The 20,301-nt window shown below is 60.1% G+C and carries 17 protein-coding genes and 1 tRNA gene; 11 read left to right on the top strand and 7 right to left on the bottom strand.

Annotated elements, in window-relative coordinates:
- Nucleotides 1-53: 53 nt before the first annotated feature.
- The 7 genes from HWX74_RS12675 to hisI all read right to left on the bottom strand — a co-directional run bounded on the left by HWX74_RS12675 (nucleotide 54) and on the right by hisI (nucleotide 6,285).
- Nucleotides 54-129: transfer RNA gene (locus tag HWX74_RS12675), tRNA-Lys, on the bottom strand.
- Nucleotides 130-218: 89 nt separating this feature from the next.
- Nucleotides 219-1,406 (bottom strand): hypothetical protein, encoded by a 1,188-nt coding sequence (locus tag HWX74_RS12670; protein ID WP_176013889.1) that lies wholly within the window; start codon nucleotides 1,404-1,406, stop codon nucleotides 219-221.
- A gap of 11 nt (nucleotides 1,407-1,417) precedes the next feature.
- Complete coding sequence (locus HWX74_RS12665) at nucleotides 1,418-1,621, bottom strand: DUF5989 family protein (protein WP_176011560.1); 204 nt, start codon at nucleotides 1,619-1,621, stop codon at nucleotides 1,418-1,420.
- An 8-nt stretch (nucleotides 1,622-1,629) separates the two neighbouring features.
- On the bottom strand, nucleotides 1,630-2,049 hold the full coding sequence (locus HWX74_RS12660) for a hypothetical protein (protein WP_176013888.1): 420 nt from the start codon (nucleotides 2,047-2,049) through the stop codon (nucleotides 1,630-1,632).
- Between the two features lie 11 nt (nucleotides 2,050-2,060).
- The gene (locus HWX74_RS12655) at nucleotides 2,061-3,899 is read right to left on the bottom strand and encodes a carbamoyltransferase (protein WP_176013887.1); all 1,839 of its coding nucleotides are present in this window, start codon (nucleotides 3,897-3,899) and stop codon (nucleotides 2,061-2,063) included.
- A 128-nt stretch (nucleotides 3,900-4,027) separates the two neighbouring features.
- Nucleotides 4,028-5,884, bottom strand: coding sequence for a D-alanine--D-alanine ligase (locus HWX74_RS12650; protein ID WP_176013886.1), 1,857 nt, complete (start codon nucleotides 5,882-5,884; stop codon nucleotides 4,028-4,030).
- Entirely contained in the window at nucleotides 5,881-6,285 is a 405-nt protein-coding gene (gene hisI, locus HWX74_RS12645) for a phosphoribosyl-AMP cyclohydrolase (RefSeq protein ID WP_176013885.1), read from the bottom strand. The genes HWX74_RS12650 and hisI overlap by 4 nt, the downstream gene beginning before the upstream one ends.
- Before the next feature lie 344 nt (nucleotides 6,286-6,629).
- On the opposite strand from hisI, the gene gap reads away from it, so the two are divergent.
- The 11 genes from gap (at nucleotide 6,630) to purE (ending at nucleotide 20,160) form a co-directional block, all read left to right on the top strand.
- Nucleotides 6,630-7,628 carry a type I glyceraldehyde-3-phosphate dehydrogenase gene (gap, locus tag HWX74_RS12640; protein ID WP_176013884.1) on the top strand — a complete coding sequence of 333 codons (999 nt, stop codon included), beginning with the start codon at nucleotides 6,630-6,632 and terminating at the stop codon, nucleotides 7,626-7,628.
- A gap of 151 nt (nucleotides 7,629-7,779) precedes the next feature.
- Nucleotides 7,780-8,994, top strand: coding sequence for a phosphoglycerate kinase (gene pgk / locus HWX74_RS12635; protein ID WP_176014598.1), 1,215 nt, complete (start codon nucleotides 7,780-7,782; stop codon nucleotides 8,992-8,994).
- 159 nt (nucleotides 8,995-9,153) lie between these two features.
- A complete protein-coding gene (locus tag HWX74_RS12630; protein WP_176013883.1) occupies nucleotides 9,154-10,455 on the top strand; it encodes a hypothetical protein in 1,302 nt (433 codons plus the stop codon).
- Nucleotides 10,456-10,465: 10 nt separating this feature from the next.
- Nucleotides 10,466-12,514 carry an excinuclease ABC subunit UvrB gene (gene uvrB / locus HWX74_RS12625; RefSeq protein ID WP_176014597.1) on the top strand — a complete coding sequence of 683 codons (2,049 nt, stop codon included), beginning with the start codon at nucleotides 10,466-10,468 and terminating at the stop codon, nucleotides 12,512-12,514.
- Nucleotides 12,511-13,725 (top strand): serpin family protein, encoded by a 1,215-nt coding sequence (locus HWX74_RS12620; protein ID WP_176013882.1) that lies wholly within the window; start codon nucleotides 12,511-12,513, stop codon nucleotides 13,723-13,725. The genes uvrB and HWX74_RS12620 overlap by 4 nt, the downstream gene beginning before the upstream one ends.
- On the top strand, nucleotides 13,722-15,443 hold the full coding sequence (locus tag HWX74_RS12615) for a TIGR01212 family radical SAM protein (RefSeq protein ID WP_176013881.1): 1,722 nt from the start codon (nucleotides 13,722-13,724) through the stop codon (nucleotides 15,441-15,443). Before HWX74_RS12620 ends, HWX74_RS12615 begins: the two co-directional genes overlap by 4 nt.
- Nucleotides 15,444-15,557: 114 nt before the next feature.
- Complete coding sequence (locus tag HWX74_RS12610; protein WP_176013880.1) at nucleotides 15,558-16,454, top strand: electron transfer flavoprotein subunit beta/FixA family protein; 897 nt, start codon at nucleotides 15,558-15,560, stop codon at nucleotides 16,452-16,454.
- 17 nt (nucleotides 16,455-16,471) lie between these two features.
- Complete coding sequence (locus HWX74_RS12605; protein ID WP_176014596.1) at nucleotides 16,472-17,482, top strand: electron transfer flavoprotein subunit alpha/FixB family protein; 1,011 nt, start codon at nucleotides 16,472-16,474, stop codon at nucleotides 17,480-17,482.
- Between the two features lie 26 nt (nucleotides 17,483-17,508).
- On the top strand, nucleotides 17,509-19,227 hold the full coding sequence (locus HWX74_RS12600) for an acyl-CoA dehydrogenase family protein (protein ID WP_176013879.1): 1,719 nt from the start codon (nucleotides 17,509-17,511) through the stop codon (nucleotides 19,225-19,227).
- Nucleotides 19,228-19,317: 90 nt separating this feature from the next.
- On the top strand, nucleotides 19,318-19,581 hold the full coding sequence (rpoZ, locus tag HWX74_RS12595) for a DNA-directed RNA polymerase subunit omega (protein WP_176013878.1): 264 nt from the start codon (nucleotides 19,318-19,320) through the stop codon (nucleotides 19,579-19,581).
- Nucleotides 19,582-19,635: 54 nt separating this feature from the next.
- Complete coding sequence (gene purE, locus HWX74_RS12590; protein ID WP_176013877.1) at nucleotides 19,636-20,160, top strand: 5-(carboxyamino)imidazole ribonucleotide mutase; 525 nt, start codon at nucleotides 19,636-19,638, stop codon at nucleotides 20,158-20,160.
- The last annotated feature ends 141 nt before the right edge of the window (nucleotides 20,161-20,301 follow it).

Below are 20,301 nucleotides of genomic sequence, written 5' to 3'. Positions count from 1 at the left end.
AGACTTTTACGTCTGCCACTGCACTTAACCGCTTATGGCGGAATACTTTATAATGGTGCGCCCACGGGGACTCGAACCCAGGACCCAATGATTAAGAGTCATTTGCTCTACCAACTGAGCTATGGGCGCAATAATCACACCTTCGATGTGATGTCGTTTAAAATACATGAAAACGGCAAAAAAGCAAATGCGCTTACCGGCTTTTTTGCGCTTTTTCTTCATTCCGTCCGCCCCAGCCCTCCGGCGCACTCCTCGCGGCCGGCTTCATCTGCCCGCCCGGGAGACAGCGCCAGTCGTTCCAGCAGATGCGGTACCGCCTCCCGCCAGACGCCGGCGGCCGGATGGGAATCGTACGGAATCACGTAGCGGCAATTATCCAGCGGTTCAGCCAATAACGAACTGACCAGAACAACCGTCTCCCCCTGACGACGCAACGCCTCAATCAGAACAGTCGACTCCGGTGTCGAATCGTAAAACAGCACGACAAAACGGGCACCGGCGGCTTCCACCCGTTTCCGCATCGCCTCCACAACCGCCAGGTAAAGCCGCAAGGCCCGCCGGTCGTCCACGTTGCGGCCGCGGCTGAACAGCGCCTTGCGGATGAATAAAGTGGTATTCGGCAACAGCCGCCCAAGCAATTTGAAACCGAGCAGGCGACCGGCAACACCGCCGCGCACCAACGAATCCCCGGCAATTCGATAATGCGGCGCGTACAGCGGTTCCCACGGCGCCAGCAACGCGGTCCGCTTGACATGGTCGTCGATCGCCAGATACAACACCAATTCGACCGGCGCCGCATCGGTAAGCTCACGCCAGCGCCCGTCATCCTCGAGCATCGCCAACGGTTCATGGGCGCCGTAACCGGGCACGGCCAGATTGAATACCCGCCGGCCGCTCAATTCGCCGAGACGCCACGGCAACGTCGCCGCATCGTCCAGCAATTGCCCGAACGCCATCGAGCAGCCGAGCACGGCGACGGACGGCCAATCGCCTTCCGGCGTCCGCCGGCGGCCCACGGCATCGGTATGATAATGTCCTTCGGCCAGCACCGCGTCATCCATCACAAGCCGCAGGCCGCCGGAAGCGTCCGGCACGCCGAAATAGCCGAGCGACCGGTCCGGCCGGGTCATCGCGTCACCGAACGCTTTCGACACCACCCGATCGGGCCGTAAAAGCACCGTTTCAACCACCGCCAGAAACAGAAAAATCGGCAACAGATTGAAGGCGGCCAGCCGCAGCCAGCGAATCCGGCGCACCGACAGCCCGACCAGCAGCGCCGCCAGCGCGGCATCGAGCATCAAAACGATTCCGCTGAACGGCGTCTGCCAACCCGCCATCCCCCCGGCGATCGCCGTCAATGCCGCCCCAACAGCAAGCCGCCGGCTGACACTCTCAGGCCACGTCATGATTCGTCCATTCAAAACAAGGTGTAAAGAAACGGCCCGGCTCCCGTGCTGCCGAGAAAAATCAGCAAGCCCAGCAGCAACAGGATGACGAGCAGCGGAATCAGCCAGTACTTCTTGTTTTCCCGGATCAGTTCCCAAAGTTCGCCGACTACTGTTCCATGATGTTCCAACCGCTCAAACTCATCGCCGGAAGAGTGCTGTTTCTCCTGTTTCATAATGCCCTTCAGAATTGTTTGAAATATCGCTTCAGATCGGCAATTTTCACAGTTGGCCGCCAATTGCTGTCCAGCTTCGAATTTTTCAGGCGGAGGACATCACGGCCCCGCCAGCGGCCGATCAACGCCGCCGGAGTAAACATGCCGAAAAAGAACAGCAGCAGCAGAAAATTGGATACCGCCAGCCCGATCGCGCCGCCGACCGCATAACAGGCCAGATAGATTCCCCGCCCCGCCAGCGGCAGCCAACTCACCGCGAACACGGCGGCTCCCGCCAGCCCGACCCGCAGCGCGCCAGCGGATGAAAGCCGGCCGACCGCCCATAAGATTACGGCGATCGCCAGCACGGCAACCAACAAAGTCCAGCGGAACCGCCGCAGGGCGGCACGATCCGGGCGCCAGTTGATTTCTTCAAACGGATTGATCATACTTGCGGCTCCTAATCCAATCGGAATTCCCGCCGGTAAGCGACGCTGTCGGCCCGGACCTGCTGCCGCTCCTTGCGCAGCAGGAAATTTTCCAGCACCAGCACATCCATGTCGGTATTCAAAAAACAGTGGAGCGCCTCCTCCGGCGTGTTGACGATCGGCTCTCCCCGGATATTGAAACTGGTATTGATCAGCACCGGACAACCGGTCAAACCGGCGAATGCTTCGAGCAGCCGCCGGTAACGGCCGTGACGCGTTTCATCCACCGTCTGCAGCCGGGCTGAATAATCGATATGAGTGACCGCCGGCAAATCGGAACGCCTGATTTGAAGCCGGCGGTTCAGATCCGGGTCATCGCCCATCACCGCCTCTTCCGCCGCCGTCAATTTGCGCCGGTGGTTTGCCGCCAGCGGCGCCACCATCAGCATATAGGGAGATTCGCCGGCAAAATCGAAATATTCGGCAGCGCGTTCCGCCAGAACCGACGGAGCAAACGGCCGGAAAGATTCGCGGAATTTGATTTTCAAATTCATCTGCGCCTGCATTTTCTCGCTGCGCGGGTCGCCCAGAATGCTGCGGCACCCCAAGGCCCGCGGCCCGAATTCCATACGTCCCTGAAACCAGCCGACCACCTTCTCTTCCCGGAGCAATGCGGCGCAAGCGGCCAGCAAAGCCGGTTCGGAATCGAATTCTTCATAAACCATTTGCCGCCGCTTCAGCAAAGCGCCGATCTCCGCCGCCGAGTAGGCCGGACCGAGCAAGGATCCCTGCTGGCGATCGCCGCCGGTCGTTACCCGCTCCCGGCCGAGCAGTTGATGCCAGACAAACCAAGCGGCCCCCAGCGCGCCGCCGGCATCGCCGGAAGCCGGCTGTATCCAAATCCGCTCGAAGATTTTTTCCCGCGCCAACCGGCCGTTGGCGGAACAGTTCAGTGCCACGCCGCCGGCAAGACACAAGTTCTCCTCTCCGGTCAACCGCCGGACATGGCGCGCCATCTTCAGGATGATCTCTTCCGTAACCGATTGAATCGACGCGGCCAGATCCATTTCTCGTCCGGTCAACGGCGATTCGGGCCGCCGGGCCGGGCCGCCGAACAGACGGTCAAAGGCAGGTGAAGTCATCGTCAGACCGGTACAGTAGTTGAAATATTTCAGATTCAGTTGAATCGAACCGTCATCGAAAATCCGCACCAATTTTTCCCGGATCAGCCCGGCATACACCGGCCGGCCGTAAGGCGCCAGCCCCATCAGCTTGTATTCGCCGGAATTGACCCGGAAACCGCAATAACCGGTAAAGGCGGAATACAACAAGCCAAGCGAATGCGGAAAATTCATCTGTTCATACAATTCCAGCCGGCGGCCGTTTCCGACGCCGATGCTGGCAGTCGCCCACTCGCCGACCCCGTCCACCGTCAAAACCGCCGCCCGCTCAAACGGCGACGGATAAAACGCCGAGGCCGCATGCGACTGATGATGCTCCGTAAACAGCAATTTCCCCCGGAAATCCCGGCCCAGCCGGTGCCGGATATCACGGCGCAGAAAAAGCTTCTGCTTCAGCCACTGCGGTATCGCCCGGCTGAACGAGGCGAAACCGCGCGGCGCAAAGGCCAGGTAAGTTTCCAGCAGTCGGTCGAATTTCTGCAGCGGTTTCTCGTAGAAGACGACATAATCCAGCTCACTGACCGCAAGCCCGGCCTGTTTCAGACAAAAATCCACCGCCCGCGACGGAAACGACGCATCCTGTTTGCGCCGAGAAAAACGCTCCTCCTGGGCCGCCGCAACGACGACGCCGTCGCAAAGCAAAGCGGCTGCCGAATCATGATAATAGGCAGAAATTCCAAGAATGTTCACCCGTACCCGTCCCTCGGTTCCAAATATCCGTATCCGCTACCATACCTTGCGAAATTTGAAAATGCAATGGCCTTCCGGCCGAACCGATCGATTTTTCCGAGCCGCCCATCCGGCTGCCCCGGCGTCCTTCACGCCCGCTGCCGCGCCGCTTGGACCAGCGACGCGCACAGCCTTTCGAAGGACATGCCGGCCACCTGCGCCGCTTTCGGCACCAGGCTGGTCGCCGTGAAGCCCGGCAGCGCGTTGCCTTCCAGCATAAAGCTGTTTCCGGCAGCGTCCACCATGAAATCCACCCGCAACAAGTCCCGGCAACCGGCCGCTACGTAGAATTTCAACGCCGCGGCGGACGCTTCGCGCTGGGTCCGCTCCGAGATGGTCCGGGGCGGACAGAAATAGTTCGTTTTGCCGTTCTGATAAACATATTTCGCATCGTAATCGTAAAAACCGTGCGGACTCTGGATCTCCACCACCGGCATCACCCGGCCGTTGACGACCGGCACGGTGATCTCGCTGCCGGCGATGAACTCTTCGACCAGCAACACCTCGTCATAAACGAAAATCTTTTCCAGCGCCGCCGCCCAGTCGGCCGCTTTTTCCACCTTGGCAATGCCGATCGTCGATCCCTGCCATGGCGCTTTGATCATCACCGGCAACTGCAGACCGTCCGGAAACTCCGGATGTTCGCGGCTGACGGTCGCCCAGCGCGCCGTCGGCAATTGCATCGTCTCCAGCAATTGCTTGGTGGCGATTTTGTCCATCACCAGCCGGCAGGCTGCGCTGCCGCTGCCGACAAAATTCAGGTGAGCCGCTTCCAGCACGGCCTGCAACGAGCCGTCCTCTCCGAAACCACCGTGCAATACCGGAAAAATCACCTCGGCGGCCGCCATCTCCGGCAGTACCTCGCACGACTTCAAATCGATTTCCCGCACCGGATAATTGGCATTGCGCAGCGCCTGCGCCACCGCCGCGCCGGAACGCAGCGACACTTCCCGTTCGCTGCTGTCGCCGCCTTTCAACACCGCCACCCGGGGCGGCATCGCCGCGGCAAGCACCCGGCGCAACGCGGCCGGATCGGCGAAACAGTACTCCGGCACCAGGTACAAACCGGTCTGCGCCGCCACTTCCCGCCGCACCCGGGACAGCAGCTCGACGACATCGTTCTCACTGGCCTCTCCGCCGTTCATCAGATAATTGGCATGCTTGTCGCTGATTCCGGCACCGCCGGAAACGGCGCCTTTGAGGCCGCAGCGGTCGATCAGCCGGCCGGCCGGTTCGTCCGGCGCGATATTCCGGAACGCACATCCGGCGCTGCGGCCGCGCGGTTCGTGCTGCCGCCGCAGATCCAGATAATAGGATACCTTCCGGGCGGCCTCCTTGTCGATGCCGGAATCCAGGCGGAGGATCGCGCCGGTGATCACCACATCCTCCGGCAGCGAACTGGCGCGATAACGCCACTGGATATCCTCCCGCACCGCCGTCCACGGCGTTCCGTCCAGATGCCAGCCGAACAGCTCGATGACAAATTCACTCAACGTCACGTCATGCGCTCCGGCATTCATCCGCAACGCGCCCCCGACCGTGCCGGGAATCCCGACCAGCGGCGCCAGCGCACCGAAACCGTGCCGCGCGCAACTGTTGACCAGATCGGCCAGCCGCACGCCGCCGCCGACCGTCACATGATTGCGCCCGAAACGCAGCCGGACGAAGTCGTTCTGCCGCAACCGGACGACGATACCGGCAAATTCCGCATCGCAACCGACCAGATTGGAACCGCCGCCGACCAACAGCACCGGCAGCGTCCGCTCCCGGCAGAAGGCCAGCAGCCGCGCCAGCATGATGTCGTCGGTCGGCTCCGCCACCACCGGAATCTCGCTTCCGACGCCCAGCGTGGTAATCTCCCGCCAGGAAACCATATATTTCAACGGCAATTCCGGCAACTGCCGCTCCAGCTCCGTAATCATCGCACTCAGTTCGGTATTTCTCATTTCAACCCATCCTTGGGCGGTTTGCCGCCGCCGTAAACCTTTTCCGGCTCAAACACCAGCTCCTCATCCTCCGTCACCGCGCCGTCGGCAATCCGGCGGTAAAAACAGCTCCGGTGGCCGGTATGACAGGCCGCGCCGCCGATCTGCTCCACCTTGAAAATCACCGTGTCGCCGTCACAATCGATCAGGATTTCCCGGATCAACTGCACATTGCCGGAGCGTTCGCCCTTCCGCCACAACTGATTCCGCGAACGGGAAAAATAAGTAGCGTAACCGGTCCGCAGCGTCTCCTGCCACGCTTCGGCATTGATATAAGCCAGCATCAGAACTTCATTGCTCAAATAATCCTGCGCGATGGCCGGAATCAATCCGCCACCCTTGGAAAAATCCAGTTCCGTCATCGATATGGAAGCCCCCCGCATTGCATTCAAAAATTCATGATGGAAGCAATGTAAACCGATCGCCATATTTTCGCAAGCGGCAAGCTGGCCATTTCTGGAAAATTCCGGACATTTTCACTCTTTTCCGAAGGAGACGGAAACCGATTCCTTCAAAATAGTTCTTTTTTTATCGATTCGGGAAATATCAATTTTGACAATTCCGCAATACGAGGTTATATTACGCAAACCGGAAGGAGAGGTTTCTTTACTGCGCGGCCAGGCTGCGCCGCCCTTGCGGTAGTGCCGGAAAATTCTCGAAAAATGACCGGAAGGTCAAAGCATTAACCATAAAAGGATAGAGAAAAATGATTAAGATCGGTATCAACGGTTTCGGTCGTATCGGCCGTCTGGTGTTCCGCGCCGCGCAGTCGCGCAAAGATGTTCAGGTGGTCGCGATCAACGACCTGCTGGATGTTGACTACATCGCCTATATGCTGAAATACGACTCCGTCCACGGCAAATTCGACGGCACGATCGAAGTGAAGGACGGCCAGTTGGTCGTCAACGGCAAGGCCATCCGCATCACCGCCGAAAAAGAACCGGCCAACCTGAAATGGGGTGAAGTCGGCGCCGATTACATCGTTGAATCGACCGGTCTCTTCCTGACCAAGGAAAAAGCCGAAGGCCACCTGGCCGCCGGCGCCAAGAAGGTCGTCATGTCCGCGCCGTCCAAGGACGACACCCCGATGTTCGTCATGGGCGTCAACAACAAGAAGCTGACCAAGGACATGAACATCGTTTCCAACGCGTCCTGCACGACCAACTGCCTGGCGCCGATCACCAAGGTTCTGAATGACAGCTTCGGTGTCGTCGAAGGTTTGATGACCACCGTTCACGCCGCCACCGCCACCCAGAAGACCGTCGACGGCCCGTCCAAGAAGGATTGGCGCGGCGGCCGCGGCATCCTCGGCAACATCATCCCGTCCAGCACCGGCGCGGCCAAAGCGGTCGGCAAAGTCATTCCGGAACTGAACGGCAAACTGACCGGTATGTCCTTCCGCGTTCCGACTCCGGACGTTTCGGTCGTCGATTTGACCTGCCGCCTGGCCAAGGAAGCCAGCTATGAACAAATCTGCGCGGCGATGAAAGCTGCCAGCGAAGGCGAACTCAAAGGCATCCTCGGTTACACCGAAGACGCCGTCGTTTCGACCGATTTCACCGGTGACGCCCGGACGTCCATCTTCGACGCCAAGGCCGGTATCGCGTTGAACGGCAACTTCGTCAAGGTTGTTTCCTGGTACGACAACGAGTGGGGTTACTCCAACAAGGTTGTTGACCTGATCACCTATATGGCTTCTCTGTAAGCCGGGGTATTGGCAGCCATTCTTCGGAAACTGTCAAATCCTGATGAATCAAGCGTGATCGCTTTTGAACCCGAAGAACCGGCATGACTTTACGGTTTCTTCGGGTTTTGTTTTCCAAACAACATACAGTTGAGGAGTTTTTATCATGAATCTGAACAAAAAAACGGTCAAGGATATCGATCTGAACGGCAAGCGCGTCGTCATGCGCGTCGATTTCAACGTCCCGCTGAAAGACGGCAAAGTTGCCGACGACACCCGAATCCGCGCCGCGCTGCCGACGATCGAATACATCCTCTCGCATGGCGCATCGCTGGTGCTGCTGTCCCACCTCGGCCGTCCGAAAGGTCAGGCCAATCCGGAATTCACGCTGAAACCGACCGCCGACTACCTGGCCAAGCTGCTCGGCAAGCCGGTGAAATTCGTCAACGACTGCATCGGCGAGGAAGCGGTCGCCGCCTCCAAGGCGCTGAAAGCCGGCGACGTGATGGTTTGCGAGAACACCCGCTTCCACAAGGAGGAGGACCTCAAGGCCAAGACCGATGAAGACAAAGCCGCGCTGCGCGGATTCGCCAAGGAACTGGCCAAACTCGGCGACGTTTACGTCAACGACGCCTTCGGCACCGCCCACCGCGCCCACGCTTCGACGGCGGTGATCACCGAATTCATGGACAAAGCCAACTGCGTCGCCGGCTTCCTGATGGACAAGGAGCTGCAATACCTTGGCAAAGCGGTAGCCAATCCGGCCCGGCCGTTCGTCGCCATCATCGGCGGCGCCAAGGTTTCCGGCAAACTCGAAGTGCTGAAGTCGCTGATGGAAAAGGTCGATACCATCCTGATCGGCGGCGGCATGGCCTACACTTTCCTCAAGGCGCTGGGCCACAACATCGGCAATTCGCTCTGTGAGGACGAATTGCTCGACACCGCCAGGGAAACGCTGGAGCTGGCCAAGCGCAAAGGCGTCAAATTCCTGCTGCCGGTCGACAACAAGATCGCCGACAAATTCGACAACGAGGCCGATACCAAAATCGTCGGCGACGATATCGACGACGGCTACATGGCGCTCGATATCGGTCCGGAAACCATCAAACTGTACGCGGCTGAAATCGCCAAGGCCAAGACGGTAGTCTGGAACGGTCCGATGGGCTGTTTTGAAATGCCGAACTTCGCCGCCGGCACGATGGCCGTCTGCAAAGCGGTGGCCGACTGCGACTGCATCAGCATCATCGGCGGCGGCGACTCCGTCGCGGCGGTCAACCAGAGCGGTTTGGCCGACAAGATGTCGCACATCTCCACCGGCGGCGGCGCGTCCCTCGAATTCCTCGAAGGCAAGGCCCTGCCCGGCGTCGTCGCCCTGGCGGACGCCTGAGCCGGCCGGCAAAGGAAGGACGCGGGCGGGAAAACCTTCTTGAAAGAAGGCGCCTTGCCGGGTTCTTCCTTCGCCAGAGCTTTTGCCGTCTTTTTCCGGCCGGCGCCGCCGGTCGGGAAAAGACCATATTTTTTTCGGCATCATTCCAAGCCGCCGTCGATGAAATTCAAAGTTCTCCTGCCTGATATTCTCTGGTCCTGCCTGCCGCCGCTGGCCGGATTTCTCGTCGCATTGGCCGGCGGCATTCATTACGCCCCCTTCCCTGACTGCGGCGATTACCTGGTGCTGGCCGAAACACTGCGCAATACCGGTCAGTTCGATTATCCGGCGGCGGTTCCCGATGGCTGGCGGGCGCCGGGCGTTCCGATGCTGCTGGCCTTGTTCGGCAGCTATCTCTGGCTGAATCTGCTGTCCGCCTGGGGCATCACCTTTCTGATCTTGCGACTGGCGAACTATTTTCGTTTGCGTTACCGCCGGTTCGTCGTCTTTTTCCTGGGCGGCAGCGCCGGTTTCCTGGCCTGCACGGCAGTGCCGTTGTCCGAAATTCCCTTCCTGTTTTTCTTCTCCCTGATGTTGTTTTTAATAGCCAGGGACAGGCCAGCAGGAGCTGGCCTGTCCCTGGCAGCAGCTAGCTGCTGCCGCCCGGCGGCCATGTTCTTCTTCATCCCGGCGACACTTTTTCTGCTGTGGCAATGGCGGCACGCCCTGACCCGCCGCCGCTGGCTGGCGCTGCTGTGGTTCGTCCTGGCGGCCAATTCGCTGCCGCTGGCCTGGAGCTGGCGCAACTACCTCCATTACGGCCATTTCGAATTTTCTTCGCATGGCGGCTATTATCTGCTGTTTTACAAGGCCGGCAGCTACCTGTCGGTCCGGGACGGCCACCCTTTCGACCAGGTGCGCCGCGAACTGGACGCCAGGCTGCCGGCCGAACCGGACACATTCCTCCGCAGCCGGCTGGCCGGACAACTCGGCCGGCAACTCATTCTGGAAAATCTATCCGGCTTCCTGCGGTGGCTGCCGTGCAATCTGATCGATTTTTTCCAGCCGGACATCACGCCGCTGCTGGAACGGCTGCAAATCGCTGCCGGCAACCGCGGCACGCTGGATATTCTGCGCCGGCAGGGACTGTTCGCGGCAATCCGCCACTATTTCGCCGGCAACCTGCCGGCGACCGTGCTGACCGTCCTCTACCTGCCCTGGTACGGCCTGCTCTGGCTGCTGACCGGTTACGGCTTCTGGCGGCTCTGCCGGCAAAAACAGTGGACGCTGGTGATCGCGGTGCTGCTGTCGTGCGGTTATTTCATGCTGCTGCCGCTCGGCAATCTGGACTGGCGTTTCCGGCTGCCGCTGCTGCCGCTCGGCTGCCTGCTGGCCCTGTACGGCATCAATCAACTTCCAAGACCGCTCAAATTGCCGGAAACGGCCCGGACGAAGGTTGACAATTCCGCCCTGCAACATTAAATTGTCTTTCATCATGGCACTATTCAAATTACAATCTTCCTACCGTCCCTCCGGCGACCAGCCGCAGGCGATTGAAGCGCTGCTGCAGGGCTTTGCCGCCAAAAAACGTTATCAAACGCTGCTCGGCGTCACCGGCTCCGGCAAAACCTTCACGCTGGCCAATGTCATCGCCAAGCTGGAGCGGCCGGTGCTGATCTTGTCGCACAACAAGACGCTGGCCGCCCAGTTGTACAGTGAATTCAAGGGTTTCTTCCCGGAAAACGCCGTCGAATATTTCATCAGCTATTACGATTACTACCTGCCGGAATCCTACATTCCGCAGACCGACACTTACATCGCCAAAGACGCCAGCATCAACGACAGCATCGAAAAATTGCGCCTGTCGGCCACCGCTTCGCTGGTCGAGCGGCGCGATGTCATCGTCGTCGCCAGCGTCTCCTGCATCTACGGCCTGGGCTCGCCGGACGATTATGCCGACATGTGCGTCACCGTCCGGGTCGGCGACCAACTCGAACGCAACGCAATGCTGCACCGGCTGATCGACATCCAGTATGAACGCAACGATACGGCGCCGGAAGCCGGCCAGTTCCGGGTGCGCGGCGACGCGGTGGAAATTCATGAACCGCAACGCGATGATTTCATCCGGATCAATTTCTGGGGCAATGAGGTGGAAAGCATTTCCCGCCACGACGCCGTCAGCGGCCAGCTGAAAACCCGGCCGAATAAAATCACTTTTTTCCCCTGCAAGCACTTCGTGCTGCCGGCCCACCGGATCGAAGAGGCTTCCGACGCCATCCGCCGGGAGATGAAGGAGCGGGTTCGTTTTTTTGAAAACAACGGGCTGCTGGTCGAAGCCCAGCGCATCTACCAGCGGGTTAATTACGACCTTGAAATGATGCAGGAGATCGGCTATTGCAGCGGCATCGAGAATTACTCGATGCACCTGGCCAAACGCCGGCCGGGCAGCCGGCCCTACTGCCTGTTCGACTTCTTTCCGCCCGACCTGGTGACGGTCATCGACGAATCGCATGTGACGCTGCCGCAGGTGCAGGGCATGTACAAGGCCGACCGCAGCCGCAAGCAGACGTTGATCGACCACGGCTTCCGGCTGCCTTCGGCGCTCGAAAACCGGCCGTTGAAATTCGATGAATTCGAAAAATTGACCAATGACATCGTTTTCGTGTCGGCGACTCCCGGCCCGTATGAGCTGGAGCACTCCGGCGGCGTCATCGAACAGATCATCCGGCCGACCGGCCTGCTCGACCCGCTGATCGAAGTGCGGCCGCTGGAGGGCCAGGTCGACGACGTCATGGCCGAAATCCGCGCCGCCGCCGCCAAACACGAACGGGTACTGGTCACCACGCTGACCAAAAAGAGTTCCGAACGGCTGGCCGATTACCTGAGCGAGCTCGGCTTGAAAACCAGCTACCTGCATTCGGAACTCGACGCGCTGGAACGGGTCCGGGTGCTGGCCAAATTGCGGGAAGGCGATTTCGACTGCCTGATCGGCATCAATCTGCTGCGCGAAGGCATCGACCTGCCGGAAGTGGCGCTGGTCGCCATCCTCGACGCCGACAAAGAAGGCTTCCTGCGTTCGGAGCGTTCGCTCATCCAGGTGGCCGGCCGGGCGGCGCGGAATGTCAACGGACGGGTCATCCTCTACGGCGACCATATCACCCCGAGCATGCAGGCCCTGATCGACGGCAGCCAGGCCCGCCGCGCCCGCCAGGAGGAATACAACCGGCAACACCGCATCACTCCCAAAACCATCGTCAAAGACAAACTGGCCAGCATCGCCGATGTCGTCGCCAACGGCCAGGAATCGAAGAAAAAATTCGGCAACGCCGATGCCGCCCGGGCCATTTTGGACGGCGTCGTGCCGGCGGCGGCGGACGGCGGCAGCCTGACCGGCGAAGAGCTTCAGGAACTCATCCTGGAACTGGAAGGCGAAATGCTCTCCGCCGCCGAAGCGCTGGAATTCGAACGGGCGGCGACACTGCGCGATCAGATTCGGAAATTAAGCAAAAATAATTTTATCGAATCAGGAAATAAAAAATGAAACTTTTGGCAATTTTCCTGTTGGCGGCGGCGATCTGGCTGCCGCCCGGCGACGCCAGTCCGGCCGAACCGGCGGTAAAAACCGAAACGGCGGAATTGGTCGAGGGCAATACCGCGTTCGCTTTCCGACTCTACCGGGAACTGGCCGGGGTCAAGAACAATTTTTGTTTTTCGCCTTATTCCATCTCCTGCCTGATGGCCATGCCCTACCTCGGAGCCGACAGCGGCAGCGCGGCCGAACTCCAGACGGCGCTGAACTATCCGGACCGCCCGGAGACCGCTTTTGCCGCATTACAGCAACGGTTCGCCCGGACGGCGGAGAAGGAAGACGTCACTTTGGAGTTCCTCTCGGCAATTTTCCTGCAGGAAGACATCCCGCCGCGGGCGGATTACCGGCGGAAAATCGAGCAGTTTTTCGCGCCGCAATTCGAATTGGTGGATTTTTTGCGCCGCCCGGCCGATGCCGTCACCCGTATCAATGCCGCCGCCGCTGAAGGAACGCATGGCCGAATCACCAAAATCGTCGATACGGACGATGTCAAAAACGCTTACATGGTATTGTTGAACTGCGTTTATTTCCTCGGACGCTGGGAATCGCCGTTCGACAGACATTTCACCCGGCCGGAAGAATTCCATCAGGCGGACGGCACCAGCACGCCGGTGCCGTTCATGCGGCAAACCGCCAATTACCGCTACGCGAAACTGCCGTACGGTCAGGCCATTCAATTGAATTACCGTCCCGGCGACCTTTCCATGCTGTTCCTGCTGCCGGAGCCGGATAGCTCACTGGAAACCCTGGAACAATTGCTTTCCGCCGAGGAATGGGCAAAGGTTCTCCAACAACTCTCCCAGCAGAAGATCGACCTCTTCCTGCCGAAATTCAAACTGACCAGCGAGATGAATTTGATACCGCCATTGAAAGCGCTCGGCCTGGACGACGTATTCACGCCCGGCAAAGCCGACTTCTCCGGCATCACCGACGCTTTTCCGCTCTATATCGGCCTGATCAAGCAGAAAGTGTTCCTCGAAGTCGATGAACGGGGCAGCGAAGCAACCGCCGCCACCGCGATTGGGATGTGGACCGGCAGCGTTCCGAGGCCGGAGCCGCCGCCTCTTACGCTCCGCCTTGACCGGCCGTTCCTTTATGCCATCATCGACAATGCCACCGGAATGATTCTCTTCCTCGGCCGCATCGTTACATTCCAGACATGAAGAAACTGATTTTTTTCAAAGACTACCTGACCGGCCGGTACGGCAAGCCGCTCTACCGGATTCCGGTCGATCTTGCGCTCGGCTGCCCGAACCGGGACCGGGAACTGCGCGGCGGCTGTCTGTTCTGCGCCGCCGACGGCAGCCGGGCCCGCCACCTGGCCCGCCAGCTGCAACTGCCGGAACAAGTCGCCCGCGGCATCGCTTTCGCCCGGCAGCGCTACCGGGCCGAACCGCCTTACATCGCCTATTTCCAGTCGTTCACCAACACGTATGCTCCGGTGGAACAACTGCGCAGTTACTATGAAACCGTGCTCGCTCAGGCCGATTTCCGGCTGGTCATCATCGCCACCCGGCCGGACGCCCTGCCCGAACCGGTGCTCGATTACCTTGCCGAACTCAACCGGCGCTATGAAGTCTGGGTCGAACTCGGCGTCCAATCCTGCCACGACCGGACGCTGCAGTTGATCCGCCGCGGCCACGATTTCGCCGCCGTCAGACTGGCGGCGCAGCGCCTGGCCGAACGGCAGCTCCGGACGGCGGCGCACCTGATCCTCGGCTTGCCGCAGGAAACGCCGGAGATGTGGAGCCGGAGTGCCGAATTGCTGGCCGAACTGCCGTTCCAGGCGGTCAAACTGCATCAGTTGATGGTATTGAAGAACAGCCCGCTGGCCGCCTGGTACGGCGATCCGGGCCGCAGGACGCAGCTTCGTCTGCTCAACGAATATGAATATGCCGCCGCCGCCGCCGATTTCCTGCGGCGCCAACCGGAAGGACGCATCGTCATGCGCCTGACCGGCGACGCGGCTTCCGATGCGCTGATCGCGCCGAAATGGTGGATGAGCAAAGGACAGTTCCTCGAATTCTTCCGCCGGGAATTCGCCCGGGAATCGCCGGAATTATTTCCGAAAGTCGCCACCGGGGACGGCAGCTACACCTTGTACCATCCCCGTTACCGGCAGCATTTTCATTCGCTGGCCGGCGCCAGAAGCGAAGCGGAAAAGAAATTCATCGAGGCCGTAAACCTGCCGGAACAATTGCAGCAGGGCCGGAGTCTCCGGCTGCTGGACATCGGTTTCGGCCTCGGCGTCAACGCATTCACCGCACTGGCCGCCGCCGAACAGGCCGGGACAGGCCGGCTGGACATCGTTTCACTGGAAAATGACCGCCGGGTGCTGGCCGCCGCTTTGCCGCTGTATCCGGCCGACAGCCGGGAAGGGGAAATTCTGAAGGCGCTGGAACGACGGCAATATTGGCAGGGGCGGTTTGCCGCCCTGCACCTGCTGTTCGGCGACGCCCGCCGGCAAATCCGGCAATTGTCCGGTGTTTTCGACCTGATCTTCATGGACGGCTTCTCTCCCGACGTCAACCCGGAACTGTGGAGCTACGACTTCATCCGCCAATTGAAAACACATCTCGCCGCCGACGGCCGGATCGTCACCTACTGCAGCGCCTACCCGTTGCGCGGCGCGCTGCACCGCGCCGGCCTCGCCGTCGGCGAAACCACTCCGTTCGGCCGCAGACGCGGCGGCACGCTGGCTGCCCGCCGGGGGCCGCTGCCGCCGTTGAGCGACAAGGAGTGGAACATCATCCTCGGCTCCACCGCCGGCGTCCCCTACCGGGACCGCGGACTCGCCGCCGACGCGGACACCATTTTGCGACGCCGTGAATTGGTGGTCAAACGGTTAAGAGCCCGCGGCATTCCCAAGTGGTTCCGGTAAAACTTCGCAAAAAATCGGCGACCGGGCTATGAATTTTGCCGGATTGTGCTATAGTGTGAGTTAATTTGCGAATTCAATCATAGCCATATTTAACCAAATAAGGGAGTCGAAACTGTGAGTTACACCATACTCGTGTTTGTCAAACAGGTTCCGGATACCCAGAACATCACCGGCGATGCCATGAAGCCGGATGGGACGGTGAACCGGGCCGCGCTTCCGGCGATTTTCAATCCGGAGGACCTGAACGCGCTGGAACTGGCGCTGCAGCTCAAGGATCGTTACGGCGCCAAAGTCATCGTCGCGACGATGGGGCCGCCGGCGGCAGTCGAAGTATTGCGCAACGCGCTGTTCCGCGGCGCCGACGAGTGTTATCTGTTGACAGACCGGGCCTTCGCCGGCGCCGATACGCTGGCGACCAGCTATGCGTTGAGCGCCTGCGCCTGCAAACTCGGTAAATTCGATTTGATTCTCTGCGGCCGCCAGGCAATCGACGGCGATACCGCCCAGGTCGGCCCCCAGTTGGCGGAAAAACTCAAAATCCCGCAAATCTGCTACGTCGAAGAGGTCAAGGAGCTGAACGGCGACAGGATCGTCGCCCGCCGGGCGATTGAAGGCGGCTATGAAATTCTCTCCTGTCAACTGCCGGTGCTGCTGACAGTCATCGACGCCAATGAACCGCGCCCGATGGCCGGACGCAAAATTATGAAATACAAACGTGCCCGGACCGCCTCGGAGCTGATGAAGGAGCACGCCGACAACGCTTATACCGACGCCAGCGCGCTGGAAGCCGAGCTGGAAAAGCTCAAGGCCAAAAATCTGCTGATCCACGAGTGGTCCGCCGCCGATGTCCAGGCGGATCTGCAGCGCACCGGTCTGGCCGGTTCGCCGACCAAGGTGAAAAACATTCAAAGCGTCGTGCTGACCGCCGGGGAAGCCAAGTCGGTCGAGCCGACCGTCGAAGGCATCAATGCCTTGATGCACGAACTCATTGCTGACCATACTTTAGGGTGATTGACATGGCTGAAAAAATTGGAAATGTCTGGGTTTTTATCGAACAGGAAGGCGGCAAGATCGCCGACGTCAGCCTGGAACTGGTCTGCAAAGGCCGTGAACTGGCCGACAAACTCGGCGTGAAGGTCGAGGCGCTGCTGCTGGGCGACAAGCTCGAAGGCTGCGTCGACACGCTGTACGCCTACGGCTGCGATACGGTCCTGCTGGTGGAAGACGCCCGGCTCGAACCGTTCACGGTGCTGCCGTACGCCAAAGTGATCATGGATTTGATCAAAGCCCACAAACCGAACATCCTGCTGTTCGGCGCGACGTTGAAAGGCCGCGAGCTGGCGCCGCGCGTCGCCTCCGAAAAACTCGCCGGTCTGACCGCCGACTGCACCAATCTGCAGATCGACGACTTCGACGATAAAGTCAACAAGAAATTCTACTCCAACAAGCTTATGCAGATTCGTCCGGCCTTCGGCGGCAACATCATCGCCACGATCGTCAACACCTGGGACGATCCGCAGATGGTCACCGTCCGCGAAGGCGTTATGAAGATGACCGAGCCGGACTTCAAGCGCAAAGGCAAGCTGGTCAAAGTCGCCGCCCAGTTGAGCGACGCCGAAACCGTCATCAAAGTGCTGGAACGGGTTCGCGAGGACAAGGAAGTCGACCTCAAAGGCGCCCAGATCATCGTCGCCGGCGGCTACGGCGTCGGCAGCAAGGAGAATTTCAAGCTGATCCGCGAACTCGCCGACGTGCTCGGCGGCGAAGTCGGCGCTTCCCGCGCCGCCGTCGACGCCGGCTGGATCGGCCATGACTACCAGGTCGGACAGACCGGAGTGACGGTGCGTCCGAAGTTGTACATCGCCTGCGGCATCTCCGGTTCGGTCCAGCACCGCGCCGGCATGGATGAGTCCAAAAAGATCATCGCCATCAACACCGATCCGCATGCGCCGATCTTCTCGGTGGCGCATTACTCGATCGTCGGCGATTTGAACACGGTAATCCCGCAAATGATCAAAGCCTTCAAGGCCAAGGCGTAAGTGCGACGAAGGAGATAATGTAAAAAATGGCTAACTTTTTCAAAGACAACCGCGACCTTCAGTTCACGCTCGACCACCTCGACCTGGCCGAAGCGGTGAAACTGCGCGAAGCGAATTACACGTTCGCCGAGCAATTCGAAACCGCTCCCACCGATTATGCCGACGCGATGGACAACTACCGCCGGCTGCTCGATGTCATCGGTGAAATCTGCGGCGACAACATCGAACCGCGCTCCCGCACCGTCGATCAGGAAGGTCCGCATTTTGCCGACGGCGTCGTGACCTATCATCCGCTGACCCGGCAGAACCTCGCCGACCTGGCCAAGGCCGATGTCATGGGCGTCATGCTGCCGCACCAGTACGGCGGGCTGAATTTTCCGGTGACCATCTACACGATGATGACCGAGATGGTGTCGCGTGCCGACGCCAGCTTGCAGAACCTGTTCGGATTGCAGGACATCGCCGAAACCATCTGCGAATTCGGCAGCGAAGAACAGCGCCAGGAATTCCTGCCCCGTTTCGCCACCGGCGAAGTCGACGGCTCGATGGACCTGACCGAACCGGATTCCGGGTCGGATCTGCAATCGGTCCGGCTGCGCGCCTGGCAGGACCCCAAGACCGGTCAGTGGTACCTGAACGGCATGAAGCGCTTCATCACCAACGGCTGTGCCCAGGTGCATCTGGTGCTGGCCCGTTCCGAGGACAACACCACCGACGGCCGCGGGCTGTCGATGTTCATCTGCGAAGCCGGTCCGAAGCTGGTCGTCCGCCGCATTGAAAACAAACTCGGCATCCACGGCGTCGCCACCTGCGAGCTGCAGTACAACGATGTGCCGGCGCAGCTCTGCGGCCAGCGCCGCCGCGGCCTGACCCGTTATGTGATGTCGCTGATGAACGGCGCCCGCGTCGCGATCAGCGCCCAGGCGCTCGGCGTCGCCGAAGCAGCCTACCGCGAAGCGCGCAAATACGCTTCGGAGCGCGAACAGTTCAAGAAAAGCATCGACCAGTTCCCGGCGATTTATGACATGCTCTGCTCGATGAAGTCGAAGATCCTGGCGGCCCGCACGCTGCTGTACGAAACCACCCGCGCCGTCGATTTGCGCAACGGCTACAATCATCTGGTCGAGCACAGCGAGACGGTTTCCCCCGAGGACCGCGCCGCCCAGAAATATTACAACCGCGTTGCCGCGGTGTTGACGCCGATGTGCAAGGCGCTGTCCACCGAAATCGCCAATCAGGTGGCTTACGACAGCATCCAGATTCACGGCGGCACCGGTTATATGCGCGACTTCAATGCCGAACGGTTCTACCGCGATGCCCGCATCACCAATATTTACGAAGGCACCACACAGTTGCAGGTCGTCGCCGCCATCGGCGGAGTCATTCAGCGCGACAACGACAAACGGATCGCCGAACTCTTCGCGCTGCCCTATACCGGCAAACTGGCGCGCTTGAAGGAAATGCTCGGCGAACTCTACGCCAAGCATCTCGAAGCGGTCAGATTCGTCGCCGACAAGCGTTGTCCGGAATACCACGACCTGATGGCTCGCCATCTGGTGGACATGGAAACCTACGTGTTCGTCGGTCTGCTGATGCTGCGCGATGCCTGCCATGACGCCGAACGGGTGGTGCTGGCCGAACGCTACATCCTGGATGCGGTACCGGAATTCACCAAGCGTCATTTGCGGGTGATGAGCGATGACGTCAGCGTCATCGACAGTCATCGTGAAGTGATCGAATATTAATTCTTTTTTGACAGGAGCGTCCTCCGGCCAACCCTTGCGAGCCGGACGGACGTTCCGTTTTCCATCACTTTTGTGGAAGGAGCAAACACCATGAACAACAGTTATCTCGACCGCGCCAAGAAGCAGATCGTCGATCCGCAGATTTTATCGGTCGTCGCCGCCAAACGGGCCAAACAGCTATCGATGGGCGCCCGGCCGATGGTCAAGTGCGACTCGGACAATCAACTGGACGTCGCGCTGCTGGAAATCGCCGAAGGACTGATTTCCTATGATTTCGACGGGCAGCCGGGCGGCGAAGCCGTCGCCGACGGCAAAGATATGACTTTGCCGGAAAATCGGCAGGAACGCCACTGAGTTCCCGCCGGACCGCTCCGGCAGTCCGGCCTCGTCATTTTAAAGGAAATTCCCATGGAAAAGCAAGCAAAAATCGCCGTGCTGATGGGCAGCAAAAGCGACCTGCCGATTCTGCAGGGCGCTTTCCAGGTTTTCGAAGAGTTCGGCATCGCCTATACGGCGCGGGTGATGTCAGCGCACCGGACGCCGGAAATCGCGGCGCAATTTGCGGCGCAGGCGGCGGCAAACGGCATTCAGGTGATCATCTGTGCGGCCGGTATGGCGGCACATCTGGCCGGCGTCATCGCCGCGCATACGACGCTGCCGGTCATCGGCATTCCGGTGGCCTCGGAGCCCTTCAACGGGCTTGACGCTTTGCTGGCGACCGTCCAGATGCCGCCGGGCATTCCGGTGGCGACCGTTACGGCCGGCAAAGCCGGCGGCAAAAACGCCGCGCTGTACGCCGCCGCCATCCTGGCGCTCGGCGATGCCGAGCTGGCCGGCAAACTGAAAGAATTCCGCCGTCAGCAGACCGCCAAAATTGCGGAGATGGATGCGGCGCTGCAGCAGGAATTGACGCCGATGGCAGTCAAAGCCTGATCGATCCATCCGCCAGTGAAATGCTCCGGACGACGCGGAAACGTCCCGGAGCATTTTTTATTCGAAAAAATCCGGGCTGGTGAATTGCCGGGAAAGATCATTCCGGCGTCACCGGAGCGGCCGGCGGCATCCGCCCGCTGA

Source organism: Victivallis sp. Marseille-Q1083 (assembly GCF_903645315.1).
Taxonomy (GTDB): Bacteria; Verrucomicrobiota; Lentisphaeria; order Victivallales; family Victivallaceae; genus UMGS1518.
Note: the sequence above shows the minus strand (reverse complement) of the source record. Positions and strands in the feature narration are given on the sequence as shown.

Coding starts and splice junctions, on each gene's coding strand:
- HWX74_RS12670 (WP_176013889.1), bottom strand. CDS start 1,406: ATGACGTGGCCTGAGAGTGTCAGCCGGCGGCTTGCTGTTGGGGCGGCA.
- HWX74_RS12665 (WP_176011560.1), bottom strand. CDS start 1,621: ATGAAACAGGAGAAACAGCACTCTTCCGGCGATGAGTTTGAGCGGTTG.
- HWX74_RS12660 (WP_176013888.1), bottom strand. CDS start 2,049: ATGATCAATCCGTTTGAAGAAATCAACTGGCGCCCGGATCGTGCCGCC.
- HWX74_RS12650 (WP_176013886.1), bottom strand. CDS start 5,884: ATGAGAAATACCGAACTGAGTGCGATGATTACGGAGCTGGAGCGGCAG.
- hisI (WP_176013885.1), bottom strand. CDS start 6,285: ATGACGGAACTGGATTTTTCCAAGGGTGGCGGATTGATTCCGGCCATC.
- gap (WP_176013884.1), top strand. CDS start 6,630: ATGATTAAGATCGGTATCAACGGTTTCGGTCGTATCGGCCGTCTGGTG.
- HWX74_RS12630 (WP_176013883.1), top strand. CDS start 9,154: ATGAAATTCAAAGTTCTCCTGCCTGATATTCTCTGGTCCTGCCTGCCG.
- HWX74_RS12620 (WP_176013882.1), top strand. CDS start 12,511: ATGAAACTTTTGGCAATTTTCCTGTTGGCGGCGGCGATCTGGCTGCCG.
- HWX74_RS12615 (WP_176013881.1), top strand. CDS start 13,722: ATGAAGAAACTGATTTTTTTCAAAGACTACCTGACCGGCCGGTACGGC.
- HWX74_RS12600 (WP_176013879.1), top strand. CDS start 17,509: ATGGCTAACTTTTTCAAAGACAACCGCGACCTTCAGTTCACGCTCGAC.
- rpoZ (WP_176013878.1), top strand. CDS start 19,318: ATGAACAACAGTTATCTCGACCGCGCCAAGAAGCAGATCGTCGATCCG.
- purE (WP_176013877.1), top strand. CDS start 19,636: ATGGAAAAGCAAGCAAAAATCGCCGTGCTGATGGGCAGCAAAAGCGAC.